The organism is Brevibacillus sp. AY1, assembly GCF_029870785.1.
Taxonomy (GTDB): Bacteria; Bacillota; Bacilli; order Brevibacillales; family Brevibacillaceae; genus Brevibacillus; species Brevibacillus invocatus.
On record NZ_JAFLPN010000011.1, the window covers coordinates 1 to 12654 of the forward strand.

The window sequence follows — 12654 nt, forward strand, 5'->3', positions numbered from 1 at the left end:
AAAAAGATTAGCGGAAGATAGTATAAGTGCAACTAAGGCTCCGCCAAAAGCTTGGCGTAGCCAAGTTTTCTAACGTAGAATAATAGCGATTCTCATAAAATAGTTCTCTATCATGCAACACCTGTCCACACGGGTCCCTCCTGACTTTCATATGCTGCAAGCAAGAAAGAAGGAAGGAGTGAGCAAGTATGCCAAGATTAACATTATTTGCAGATAGAAACTTTGATGACAGACGTATTCAGTTTCGCAGACGTGGCGTTGCCATCCGAAACATGAATGCGATTCGTTTTAACAACGATCTTTCCAGTTTTCGTTCGCGAAGAGGCGATAGTGCGAATGTAACCTTGGTTCTGTTCTCCCAGACATCGTATCAAGGAGCATTTCGCGTATTTCGTGGTGATCGTGAAATCGCCAATCTCGGAAACTTTGACTTCAACAATCGCACCTCATCGCTGATTTTCATCGGTCGAAATTTGACAGATGCGGAAATACGCGATATTCAGTCTAGCCGTAGGGCACCACGTAATATCGTGGAAATCAGAGAGTAAGGAAAAAAAGGAACGATCAGCCCCTGTGCTGCCGGGGATCTGGTTGTTCCTTTTTGTCTATAGCTCAAAGGATAATTCGCTGCCGAAGTGCTTCGGCCACGCCTTGTGTTCGATTATTTACCTGCAGTTTTTTCAGCGCAGATTTGATATAGTCCTGAACGGTAAATTCTCTGATGCCCATTTTATCAGCCATTTCTTTGATGCTCTCTCCCCAGGACAGTCGCTGGAGGACTTCGATTTCCCGTTTGCTCAGCTTGGGGTTTTTTGGCGTTGAATGATCATGGGTTAAAGCTTTTGCCACCTGCTGACCATAATACGCGATATCGGCTACAAGATGGCTATTGATCCCATCGCAGCCCTCCGGATGGCCGGAGGTTCCCGCCCATCCAAGAACGTTGTTGCCATTGTAGATCGGGACGACGATGGCATAGGAGGCACCATGCACGTGCTTGGCAGGTATTTGCCGAATTTGTTCGGTTTTGAGAAGGAGGGTTTTTTTCTCGCGAATGGCCGCGTGAATGGGCGGAATGTTGCGTATATCCTCCCGCAGCTCACGAATGGAAGTCAGTCCCTCTTGATTGGCCCATAGGATGCCTTCTCCTACATGACTGAGCATCGAATAGTTGTAGAGGACAGCCCCCATAAAGGGAAACACATCAAGAAAACCGCGCACAGTAAGAACCAGTTTTTCTTCATGATAGGGCGTCGATTCAATTTTTTGGATATATGCTTTTACAGCTGGACTGACCATGGAGTACCTGCCTCCCTCCATATTAGGGGTCGTTCTACACCTGTATTTTAGGGGATATATCCGCGTCTGTTTCTTCCATATAATCATATTTGTAGCGCTTTCATTTTATCAAACGGCTTATCCAGACGTAAAGGAATTGAATTCGGAATAATTCGACAATAAGAAGGGAGGAAGGATTGTATGGCAGCAAACACACAGCAAGCATTGGATTTTCAACTGTACATAAACGGTGAATGGACCCCCGCAAGAAGTGGGGAGACCTTCGATGTGTTCAATCCGGCAAATGGAGAACGGGTAGCAAGAGTGGCCAAAGCCGGGAGCAGTGATGTGGACGCCGCTATCGCTGCTGCAAGGCAGACCTTTGATTCGGGTGTTTGGTCGCGCAGGACGCCACAGGAGCGAGCAGCCGTATTGAACCAGTTTGCTCGCAAGATAGTGGAGAATGCGCAAGAGCTGGGATATCTGGAGGTGATCAGCTCAGGAGCGACGATTCGCCGCGTCAGCAGCATGGACATCATGGGCAGTGCGTTTGTCATGCAGCAGACCGCAGCCTTTGCGCTGGAGTACAGCTATGTCAACCATCTGGGAACGGGAATAGGAGCTCCGAGCAACAACCAGGTATGGCGGGAACCGCTTGGCGTGGTGGCCGGGATTACGCCTTGGAACTTCCCGATGATTCTCGCGATGTGGAAGCTGGCACCTGCCTTGGCTATGGGCAACTCGGTTGTCGTGAAGCCAGCTACGTACACGCCATTGTCGACACTAAAGCTGGCGCAGCTCGCGACAGAGGCAGGGATTCCGCCTGGCGTTTTCAATGTGGTGGCAGGACCGGGCGCCAGTATTGGCGAGGCGCTGGTAAAAGATCCGCGTGTAGACAAAGTTGCCTTTACGGGCTCCACGGAAGTAGGGCAGCGAATCATGGAGCTTGCGTCTGGTACGGTCAAGCGGGTCACTTTAGAGCTGGGAGGAAAATCTCCGGCTATCGTGCTGCCTGATGCCGATCTGGAGTTGACGATACCCGGATTGCTCTACGGCTTCTGCCTTCACACAGGTCAAGTATGTCAATCAGGAACGCGAATCCTCGTGCACGATTCGATATACGATCAAGTGTTGGAAGGCATGAGCCAGATGGCTGCGAAAATAAAAATCGGCAACACACTCGATCCCTCTACCGGCATGGGGCCGCTCGTCTCCAACCAGCAGCTCGATACGGTGCTAGGCTATATCCAATCCGGCCTGGACGAAGGAGCCAGACTGGTATACGGAGGCAAACGAATAACCGACAGCGGGCTTGATAAAGGGCATTACGTGGAGCCGACGATCTTTGCTGATGTTCGCAATGACATGAAGATCGCCCAAGAAGAGATTTTTGGTCCTGTAGCATCCGTGATTCGCTATTCCAGCGTGGAGGAAGCGATAGAGATCGCCAATGATACGATCTACGGTCTGGCGGCGGGTGTCTGGAGCGGCGATGTGAACCAGGCCTTGAAGATCAGCCGCGAATTAAAAGCAGGGACGGTCTGGATCAATGACTGGCATGCGATTCGCCCCGATGCTCCGTTTGGCGGATACAAGCAGAGCGGATTTGGCCGTGAGCTGGGACGTCAATCACTGGATGAATACAGTCAGGTCAAGCATGTCCATGTTTCCTTGACACCTGAACTTCGCCAGCGACCGTGGGCTAGCTCACTCTTTTAAAAATACGCGGACGAGAGATGGGAGGAATGCCAGTATGACGACAACTTTATCGAGATTTGGGCTGCGAACAGAGGTCTACAGCGGGGCGGGCTCACGAACGCTCTTGCCCGAGCTCCTGCAGGGCCTCGGAGCAAAAAGGGTAGTGTTGTTTACCGATCAGGGATTGAATCGGGCAGGACTTACGGAAAAAATCACCGAGCTGTTCCGACTGATGCCTGGACCCATCCAGCTAGTTGGCGTTTTTGATGAGATCGAGCAGGATGCCAAGGGTGAGAACGTAAACCAGGCCGCACGCTTTGTAAAGGAGTGCAATGCAGACTCTCTGGTTTCCGTCGGGGGCGGCAGCGTGCTTGATGCATGCAAAGCGACCAAGTGGCTTTTGCATAAACAGCACGATGATGTGCGCGATTTGCTGAACGGAACGACCCGAGAGCTGTGGCCACAGGCTCAGCCGATCCGCATTCCCCACATTGCTGTGCCCACTACTGCAGGGACAGGTGCTGAGGTTTCCCCGATGGCTGTCGTATACAATGAGCGTTTGAACATCAAGACAAACCTGATGAATCCCTTCATCGTGGCGGATATTGCCATTCTCGACCCTGATCTTACCGTGGGACTGCCTCCAAAAATCACAGCATTTACGGGCTTCGATGCTTTGACACACGCAGTGGAAGGGTACTTCTCCCCTCGTGCCAATCCGATGAGCGATTCATTTGCTTTGCAGTCCGCTCGGATGATCGCCGAAAGCCTGCCAACAGCCGTTCACAAGGGTACAGACCTACAGGCCCGATCGAACATGCTGATGGCGAGCATGATGGCCATTACCTCCTTTGGCCTTACGGTATCTGCCATCCCGGTGCACAACATGGCGCACGCTTTCGGCGGCAAATTCGGCATTCCGCACGGTTTGGCCAATGCTGTCCTGCTGCCGAATGTGATGGAATCCTTGCCTGGACTCTACCTGCAAAAAGTTCGCAGCTTTGCGGAGGTGCTGGGGTTGGTGCCTGGAATCCAGTCGCCGGAAGAGTGTCTGGAACAGGTAGTCTCCTACATTCGCGAGCTGCGTGATCAGGTTGGGCTGCCTTCGACATTTGCTGAGTACCAACTGGACCCGGCCAGTCTGGCACACATTGTACCGCTCGTGCAAAGCGATCCGACCGCGATGATGTTCCGCATCCCGGCTCCGGTCATTACGAAAGTAACCAACGAAGTGGCAGGGCTGCCACAAGAGGAAGAAGCTATTCGCTAACGATACGTAATCAGCAAAAGGGAGAAAAGGAGGATGCTTCGATGCCATTAGATCCCCAAGCAAAAGCATTTCTGGATATGAATGAAGCGGCGGGTGCACCACCTACCAGTTCCATGACACCCGAGGAAAACAGAGAGCGTACAGCAGATTTGGGAAAATTGGCGGGTATCCCAAAAGAGATTGCGAAGATTGAAAATCGGATGATCCCTGTCGATGGCGGGGAAATCGGTGTCCGGCTCTATACGCCGAATGGGCTTGGTCCCTTTCCTGTGTTCGTCTATTTTCACGGTGGAGGCTGGGTGATCGGCAATCTGGAGACGGTCGATACACTTTGCCGAAATATAGCCCATGAGTCGGAATGTCTGGTCATCTCTGTCGATTACAGGCTCGCACCGGAGCACAAGTTTCCTGTTCCGGTAGAGGACTGTTATGCCGCTGTAGAGTGGGCTGCACAGCATGCCTCTTCCCTGAATGGCGATGGGACAAAGCTTGCAATCGGAGGGGACAGCGCCGGCGGAAATCTGGCTGCAGTGGTTGCGCAGCAGGCAAAACAACGGGGTGGCCCGCCCATCTCGTTCCAGGCACTGATCTATCCCGCCACTCAGCTTGGTGGTGAGACAGAATCGTATCGCGAAAATGGCGAGGGGTATTTTCTCACTGCCGACAGTATGCAGTGGTTTTTCCGACAGTATTTGAACGATGAGGAAGAAAGGAAGAGCGTGCTCGCCTCACCCTTGCTGAACGAAGATCTCGCTGGCTTGCCGCCTGCATTGGTGATCACGGCCGAATACGACCCGCTGCGTGATGAAGGAGCGATGTACGCAGACAAGCTCAGACAGGCGGGGGTCCCAGTCGAATACACCTGCTACGAAGGCATGATCCACGGCTTCTTCTGGATGGCGGGCCTGATGGACAAAGGCGCTCAGGCTGTGTCGCAGGTGTCGAGCAGCTTGCGATCTGTTTTCCAGCGGCTCTGATGAAAAGCCAAGCAGTGAAAGGGGGAACTGGGGATGAAGTTCGTCGCATTTCACCTGATGCCTTATCGTGAATTGCCTGCAGACTTCGAGCAAAGCTACCCGAGCGTCTGGGTGACGCCGCCTAAAGAGCTGTATGATCCCCGCAAAGGGCACCGGATGTATCATGACTATCTGGATGAGCTGGAATTTGCCGTTGATCTCGGCTACGACGCTGTAGGGGTGAACGAACACCACAGCAATGCCTACGGACTGATGCCGTCTCCCAATTTGATGGGATCGATTCTCTCCGGAGGCAGTGTGGAGACGTACGACGGATGAGCTCATTCATCACATGGTGGCAGATCCCGGATAAGGGACTGAAGTTCCGCATACATCGGATCAAGGCTCCCACGCTCTTGATCTGGGGTGTTCAGGATCGATTTATTCCGCCATCCTACGCTACGGATTTCCATCAACGAATTGCAGGATCAAGACTCGATCTGATAGATGGAGCCGGGCATTTGGTGACTCTGGAGCAGCCGGCTGCAGTCTTGGATTCGATTCGTCGTTTTACTACCAGTATTCTGAAGGCTAGTACCTGTTAGCAACACCACTTATTGAAAACAGGAGGGATTCATGTGAGAGACCATTTTATCTCGACCAGCGCGCGTGGAATCAATACGGAGCTGTTGCCGTACCAGCTGTATCAAAAAGCGAAGCGTTTCGGAATCTGGAACCCGCAGGATATCAGCTTTGCTCAGGATAAAGAGGATTTCGCCAACATGAATGATCAGCAAAAAGAAGAGACGCTTCGTCGGATCTCCGGTTTTCTCGGGGGCGAGGAGGCAGTAACGCTGGACCTTCTCCCTTTGATCATGGTGATCGCAGAGGAAGGCAGGCTGGAGGAAGAAATGTTCCTCACTACCTTCCTGTTCGAAGAAGCGAAGCATACCGAGTTTTTCCGACTCGTACTAGACAATCTCGGCATCAAGGAAGACCTGTCCCATTTTCATGGAGATGTCTACAAACAGATCTTTCATGAGATGCTGCCGGAAGCAATGATCAGATTGCGGACAGACAAATCGCCTGAGGCCATAGCAGAGGCTTCGACGGTCTACAACATGTTCGTGGAGGGAGTGCTTGCCGAGACCGGATACTTCGGATTTTACGAAGGATTGAACAAGACAGGCATCATGCCGGGATTGATGGAGGGAGTCGGCTACATCAAGACGGACGAGGCGCGCCATATCGGGTACGGGACCTTCCTTCTCCAGCGCTTGATCTGTGAGCATCCGCACGTGTACGACGTAATCGTCAAAAAAATGGCAGAGCTTGCGCCGATGGCTGGTCAGCTGTATCAAGGGCTCGATCCAGCGCTGGAAACAAGTGCATTGGGTGTTCGCTTGACAGACGTGCAGCAGTTCCTGAAGAAGCAGCTTGCCGTACGCATGGAGGTACTGTCCCGAGCCAGAGGAAAAACGATGGAAGAGCTGTACAAACAATCACCAGCAGCGGTTGATGCATAGTCATTAACCGAACTGTCCGAGAAAGTTGCTTCTTTTTTCGGAGCCTGAAACAAGGCTCCTTTTCCCGTTCTGTCGTGACGAGCGCGCATGGAGGGCAAAGAGTGTGCAAAAGGGGGTCTTCAACATGCATGATCATGGTTGGATGGAGGTTATCCCGTTTCCAGTCGTAGTCACAGGGCCAGATGAGGAGATTTTGAAGGGCAATCTGCCTTTTCAGGAGCTATTGCCAGTGAAAGAAAGAGAACGGATCAACGGACTTCGATTGGGAGAGTTGTTCGAGGGCTGGGAAGCGTGGAACGAGACTCAGCGATATGGCAGGTACAAGGATCGGTCGTTTTTGCTAACGCGAAGCAGCACGGATGTCCAAAATGGCATGACCGTCTGGGTTTGCACGGACGGAGGGCATATTTATTCGCTTCTGCAGCGGGAAAAGGAATTGGAGCGCGAGCTGGACGCGATCATGGACAGCTCTGAGGATATTATTTACATCACCAACCCGGATGGCATGACCCTACGGACCAATCGCGCAATCAGACGGTTCACGGGGATGCCCGAGGAGGCTTTTATCGGAAAAAACGTGAAGGAACTGATGGAGCAGGGCATTCTGCAAGAAACGCTGACATTTCGCGTGCTGGCGGAAGGCAAGGCCGTCCGTACTGCTCCGCAAAGCATGCATGCCAAACAAAATACGTTGAAAACCGCGATCCCGGTGTTTAATGATGCAGGGCAAATCGAAAAAGTCGTGACCTATGTCAGGGACTTGTCCAAGCAGAATCAGCTGTACCAGGAATTGATTCGCGCCCTGGAGGAGAACGACGTGTACAAAAAAGAGCTGAAAGAGCTGAAAACAAAAGCGAGGCCGGACTACGGCGTGATCGTGGAAAGCAAAAAAATGGCGGATATTTACGAAATGGCGGAGCGGATCGCCGATGTAGATGCCACAGTCCTCATACTGGGCGAGACAGGTGTGGGCAAAGACGTATTGGCTCGCAGCATCTATCAGGCGAGCCAGCGCAAGGACAAGGGGGAATTCGTGAAGATCAACTGTGGGGCAATCCCACATGACTTGCTGGAGTCGGAGCTGTTCGGCTATGAGCCGGGTTCGTTTACCGGTGCCAGCAGATCGGGAAAGCAGGGGATCTTTGAGCAGGCAGACCAGGGTGTGCTGTTTCTCGATGAGGTGGGAGAGCTTCCGATGTCCTTGCAGGTAAAGCTCTTGCGTGTCCTGCAGGAAAAGCAGATACAACGAATCGGCGCAACAAAGTCGAAGCAGGTGGATGTCCGACTGATCGCTGCGACCAACCGCGACCTGAAGCAGATGGTCAGACTGGGCACATTTCGCGAGGATTTGTACTATCGCTTGAATGTCATCCCGATTCTGATTCCGGCACTGCGCGAGCGCAAAGAGGATATTTTGCCAATGGTCCAATACTTCCTCAGCCATTTAAACGGAAAATACAAGCTCTCCAAGACGTTTAGCTCCTGCATGCGAGAGTTTTTCTATCGCCATCACTGGTCGGGAAACGTGCGCGAGCTGGCTAATCTGGTGGAGCGGTTGATTCTTACGGTTCCGGCCAAGGAAATCACGGTGAAGGATCTGCCGCCTGAATACCAGGAGCAGGATGATCGTGTCATCACTTGTGCCAGACTCATGCCGTTGAAGGAAGCAGCGGAAATGGCGGAGAGGGATATGCTGGCGCTGGCTGTTCAACAATTTCACAGCACGTACAAGCTGGCAGAAGAGCTGGGGACCAGTCAGACGACGATCGTACGAAAGCTGAAAAAATACAAATTGTCCACTGACCATTTCCTTGATCATGCCGAATCGGTTTAGGCTACTGTCAGGGCAAAAAGGGAGCAAGACCGACCCAAGTTTGACTCGTCGAACCCAAAATGACTCGGGTTTTTGGCGTGAAGCGAGTCCATTGTGACTCGGTATGCGATATTCATGCGATAGTCTTTATTGTTTCGCAGTCTGATCGTATGGCACGGCCATTGCAAATAGCTAAAAGGTGTAGAAAGGAATCGACTTGCACATGGAGGTGAGCGATACGCATATTCTTCCAATCAAAATGTCTACCACGTTTGCGAAAGGAAATGTAAACGCCTTCATTTTGCCCGGTTCCCCTGTAACGCTGGTAGATGCCGGGACGCATTTGCCTGGGTCGATTCAGCAGCTTCGGGAGGGAATGGCTGAGGTGGGCTTTACCTTTCAGGATGTGGAGCAAATCGTCGTCACACACATGCATACGGACCATTATGGAGGGGTTTCGGCCATCTTGCAGGAAACCGATGCAGTCGTCTATGTGCACAGACAGGCGATGGGGATGCTGGAGCATGGAAAAGAAGGATTTGAGCGGGACGAGGAATTCATGCGGAGGTTTATCGAGGAATGCGGAGCCGCTGAGCTGCTCAAGCGGCAGCGCAAGTTCTACCCGCTGCACTGGAAAGAGGTGCGCTATTTGGAAGAAGGAGACGTGCTGACGGCAGGAGGACGAGAGTGGAAGGTGCTCTACACACCCGGGCACAGTCAGTCAGATATTTGCCTTTGGGATGTGGATTCGGGAGATACGATTGTAGGCGATTTTCTTTTGCAGGAGATTTCCTCGAATGCCTTCATCACCCCGCCTGATAAGCGAGAAGAACGTCGTCCCAGACCGCTGATGCAGATGAGAGAATCGTTTCGCCACGTCTACGAGCTTCCCTTGAGCACGATTTATCCCGGTCATGGTGACCCATTCACCGATTTTCGTGCGCTCATCGATCAGCGTCTTCAAGAGCAGGAGGATCGCTGCGACAAAATTGTATTACTGCTGGCACAAGGTCCCCGCACGGTCTATGAGCTGACGCGTGAGCTGTTTCCCTGGCTGCAGGAGAATGGCATGTTTTTAGGACTTTCCGAAGTGCAGGGGCATCTCGATTTGCTTTTGGAGCGCAGTCGGGTACAGGTGGAGCGCCGTGATTCGGTCGCCTGGTATCAGGCAGTTCAAGAAAGGTAGAGAGGAGAATCGTGATGAGTCGACTACAGGACAGGGTGGCGGTTGTGACCGGTGCTGCCAGAGGGATTGGGGCAGCAACGGCGATGCGCTTGGCTCAGGATGGGGCAAAAGTGGGCGTGTTGGATTTGAATGAAGAAGCTTGCCAGGAGGTGGTTCAACGAATTCGTGAGTCTGGAGGCGAAGCGGTTGCCGTAGGCTGCAATGTGGCGGATGGCCAGCAGGTTGAAGAGGCCATCAACACGGTTGTCAGCCAGTTTGGAAGACTCGATATTTTGGTGAACAACGCTGGGGTGCTACGGGATAATCTACTGTTCAAAATGTCCGAGGACGATTGGGACACGGTGATGAACGTCCACCTGAAGGGCAGCTTTTTAGCGAGTCGGGCAGCTCAAAAGCACATGGTCAACCAAAAGTACGGAAAGATAGTCAACACGAGCTCCACATCGGCGCTGGGCAATCGCGGTCAAGCCAACTACTCGGCTGCAAAGGCAGGTCTTCAGGGCTTTACCAAGACGCTGGCTATCGAGCTCGGTCCCTTTAATATCAATGTCAATGCGGTAGCCCCGGGCTTTATTGCAACCGATATGACCAAAGCAACAGCAGAGAGGGTCGGCATCGATTTTGAGGAAAACAAGCGCTTGGCATCAGAGCGTATACCGCTTCGCCGGGTTGGACAGCCCGAGGATGTCGCCAACGTGATCGCTTTTCTTGTCAGTGACGAGGCCAGCTACGTGTCCGGGCAAGTCATCTACGTCAACGGAGGCAACCGCTAGTCAGGCCAAATATCGCAAGGTAGCCACTATGTAAGGACCATATAAGGGGGATGCGAAATGGATTTTACTTTGACCGACGAGCAAAAAATGATTCAGAAGACGGTGCGGGAATTTGTGCAGAAGGAACTGATGCCTTTGGAGCAGCAGGTACTGCGCAATGAGCGGGAAGGGCGCGATGGCGTGTCCAAGGAAGAGATTCAGAAGATTCGGATGAAAGCAAAGCAGGCAGGCTTCTGGGGCATCAATACGCCGGAAGAGTACGGTGGAGCCAACCTTGGGCCTGTCATGACGGCGTTGATCATGATGGAGCTGGGACGTACCTACGTGCCGTTCAGCTTTGGCGGTTCGGCCGACAACATCTTGTACTACTGCAATGAAGAGCAGAAAAAACGGTATCTGATCCCGACCATCGAAGGGGAGCGTCGTTCCTGCTTCGCGCTGACAGAGCCTGGGGCCGGCTCGGATGCTGCCAATATCAAGATGTCTGCGGTCAAGGACGGCGACGAGTGGGTGCTGAATGGAGAAAAGGTATTCATCACCAACGGGAATGAGGCCGATTTCGCGATGGTATTCGCGGTGACGGACAAGGAAAAAGGTGCTCGGGGTGGTGTTACCTGCTTCCTCGTCGACCGTGATATGGGCTGGCGCTCGGAGCCGATCCATACGATGGGCGAGTGGGGACCCGCATCCTTGATTTTTGAAAATGTGCGTGTTCCGGAAGAAAACATCCTGGGAGAGCTGGGCCGTGGATTCGAGCTAGGCATGCAGTGGATCGGGCAAGGTAGATGGGTTATTCCGGCTCGTGCAGTAGGTACAGCGGAGCGTCTGCTGCAAATGGGCATCGATTACGCCAACACTCGCCATACCTTTGGCAAACCGATTGCGGAGCGGCAGGCGATCCAGTGGATGATTGCAGATTCCGCAGTCGAGATCGAAGCCACCCGTTGGATTGTCTTGCGCGCTGCCTGGATGGCGGAAAATGGCCAGGATGCGCGCCATCAGTCCTCGATGGCCAAACTGTACGGCTCCAATATGGCAGACCGTGTCGTGGACCGCGTCCTGCAAATTCACGGAGGCATGGGCTACACCAAGGAGCTGCCGATTGAGCGCTGGTATCGCGAAATCCGCCTGTGGCGCATTTTTGAGGGAACCGATGAAATCCAGCGTTACATCATCTCCCGCAACCTGCTGAAAGGAAATGTAAAAGTGGGAGAGCTGCTGGCTTGACGATTTGTACCTTTTCAAGAGGGAGGGAGAAGCATGCAGATTGATCCTGCTGTAATAGGCAGTACTAGTGAAGCGGTACTCATGGAGGTTGAGAAAGGGGCGATACGTGCATTTGCCCATGCCATTGGCGACGAGAATCCGCTTTTTACAGATGAAGCATACGCTCGCGAGCACGGATACAGCAGCCTGGTCGCTCCGCCTACATTTCCCACGACGTTTCGGGTACCGATTCCACAGGTGAAAATTGAGCTGAGTCGGGTCCTGCATGGAGGACAGGAGTACAGCTACACCCGGCCGATCGTCGCCGGGGATGTGCTGCGATGTGTGAATCAGGTTCTCGATGTTTATGAACGCGAAGGCAAACAGGGTGGGAAAATGACTTTCCTCGTGACCCGGGTGAAGGGCGAGGATTTGGACGGTCAGCTTGTTTTTACGAGCACCAGCACCATCATTCTGCGCTGAAAGGAGGGAGCATCATGCAACAAACCATAGATTGGTCGGAGGTCGAGGTTGGGTGCGAGCTTGAGCCCCTCGTCAAGCCAGCCATCACCAAAGTGCAGCTGCTCAAGTACGCAGGTGCATCAGGCGACTTCAACCTGATCCACACCGATGTCGAGACAGCGCGTCAGGTAGGGCTGCCGGGGACGATTGCTCACGGCATGCTCAGCATGGGATTCCTGGGGCAATACGCCAGTCAGCTGGCAGGAACGCAAGGCTTTGTCAGCAGACTTCAGGTTCGTTTTGCCGGCATGGTTTTCCCGGGGGATGTCTTGACGTGTCGTGCAAAAGTGACCAAAAAAGAGAGCAATCAGATCGATTTGGAGCTGTTTGTGGAGAGAGAGCCTGGCAAGGCATTGACAAGTGGTGAGGCGACCTTGACCTTGCGACCCTAATTTCTGCATCAGATGCGCAGCAAGAGTAGGAGGA

The 12654-nt window shown here is 52.8% G+C and carries 14 protein-coding genes; 13 read left to right on the forward strand and 1 reads right to left on the reverse strand.

Translation table 11 applies throughout. The annotated features are described in order from the left end of the window. Positions 1-188 precede the first annotated feature (188 nt). On the forward strand, positions 189-548 hold the full coding sequence (locus JZI27_RS11220; protein WP_280207566.1) for a hypothetical protein: 360 nt from the start codon (positions 189-191) through the stop codon (positions 546-548). Between the two features lie 64 nt (positions 549-612). Here the strand turns inward: JZI27_RS11220 and JZI27_RS11225 are convergent, their stop codons facing one another. Continuing rightward, positions 613-1299: a response regulator transcription factor gene (locus tag JZI27_RS11225; protein WP_280207567.1), complete on the reverse strand. Its 687-nt coding sequence runs from the start codon at positions 1297-1299 to the stop codon at positions 613-615. A 180-nt stretch (positions 1300-1479) separates the two neighbouring features. Between JZI27_RS11225 and JZI27_RS11230 the strand changes: the two genes are divergently transcribed. The 12 genes from JZI27_RS11230 to JZI27_RS11285 all read left to right on the forward strand — a co-directional run bounded on the left by JZI27_RS11230 (position 1480) and on the right by JZI27_RS11285 (position 12620). Further along, positions 1480-2997, forward strand: a complete 1518-nt coding sequence (locus tag JZI27_RS11230) for an aldehyde dehydrogenase family protein (protein WP_280207568.1) — start codon at positions 1480-1482, stop codon at positions 2995-2997. 34 nt (positions 2998-3031) lie between these two features. Then, positions 3032-4246: an iron-containing alcohol dehydrogenase gene (locus JZI27_RS11235; RefSeq protein WP_280207569.1), complete on the forward strand. Its 1215-nt coding sequence runs from the start codon at positions 3032-3034 to the stop codon at positions 4244-4246. Positions 4247-4287: 41 nt separating this feature from the next. After that, positions 4288-5223, forward strand: a complete 936-nt coding sequence (locus JZI27_RS11240; protein ID WP_280207570.1) for an alpha/beta hydrolase — start codon at positions 4288-4290, stop codon at positions 5221-5223. Positions 5224-5256: 33 nt separating this feature from the next. Then, complete coding sequence (locus tag JZI27_RS11245) at positions 5257-5541, forward strand: hypothetical protein (RefSeq protein ID WP_122909811.1); 285 nt, start codon at positions 5257-5259, stop codon at positions 5539-5541. Then, positions 5538-5807 carry an alpha/beta fold hydrolase gene (locus JZI27_RS11250; RefSeq protein ID WP_280207571.1) on the forward strand — a complete coding sequence of 90 codons (270 nt, stop codon included), beginning with the start codon at positions 5538-5540 and terminating at the stop codon, positions 5805-5807. Before JZI27_RS11245 ends, JZI27_RS11250 begins: the two co-directional genes overlap by 4 nt. Positions 5808-5840: 33 nt before the next feature. Further along, positions 5841-6728 carry a R2-like ligand-binding oxidase gene (locus JZI27_RS11255; protein ID WP_280207572.1) on the forward strand — a complete coding sequence of 296 codons (888 nt, stop codon included), beginning with the start codon at positions 5841-5843 and terminating at the stop codon, positions 6726-6728. A 124-nt stretch (positions 6729-6852) separates the two neighbouring features. Further along, positions 6853-8562, forward strand: a complete 1710-nt coding sequence (locus JZI27_RS11260) for a sigma-54 interaction domain-containing protein (RefSeq protein ID WP_280207573.1) — start codon at positions 6853-6855, stop codon at positions 8560-8562. Positions 8563-8764: 202 nt separating this feature from the next. Continuing rightward, a complete protein-coding gene (locus JZI27_RS11265; protein WP_122909814.1) occupies positions 8765-9727 on the forward strand; it encodes an MBL fold metallo-hydrolase in 963 nt (320 codons plus the stop codon). An 11-nt stretch (positions 9728-9738) separates the two neighbouring features. Then, entirely contained in the window at positions 9739-10500 is a 762-nt protein-coding gene (locus JZI27_RS11270; RefSeq protein ID WP_462935887.1) for an SDR family NAD(P)-dependent oxidoreductase, read from the forward strand. A gap of 57 nt (positions 10501-10557) precedes the next feature. Further along, positions 10558-11727: an acyl-CoA dehydrogenase family protein gene (locus tag JZI27_RS11275; RefSeq protein ID WP_122909816.1), complete on the forward strand. Its 1170-nt coding sequence runs from the start codon at positions 10558-10560 to the stop codon at positions 11725-11727. Between the two features lie 33 nt (positions 11728-11760). Next, entirely contained in the window at positions 11761-12189 is a 429-nt protein-coding gene (locus JZI27_RS11280) for a MaoC family dehydratase N-terminal domain-containing protein (protein WP_280207574.1), read from the forward strand. 14 nt (positions 12190-12203) lie between these two features. Next, complete coding sequence (locus JZI27_RS11285; RefSeq protein ID WP_122909818.1) at positions 12204-12620, forward strand: MaoC/PaaZ C-terminal domain-containing protein; 417 nt, start codon at positions 12204-12206, stop codon at positions 12618-12620. Positions 12621-12654 lie beyond the last annotated feature (34 nt).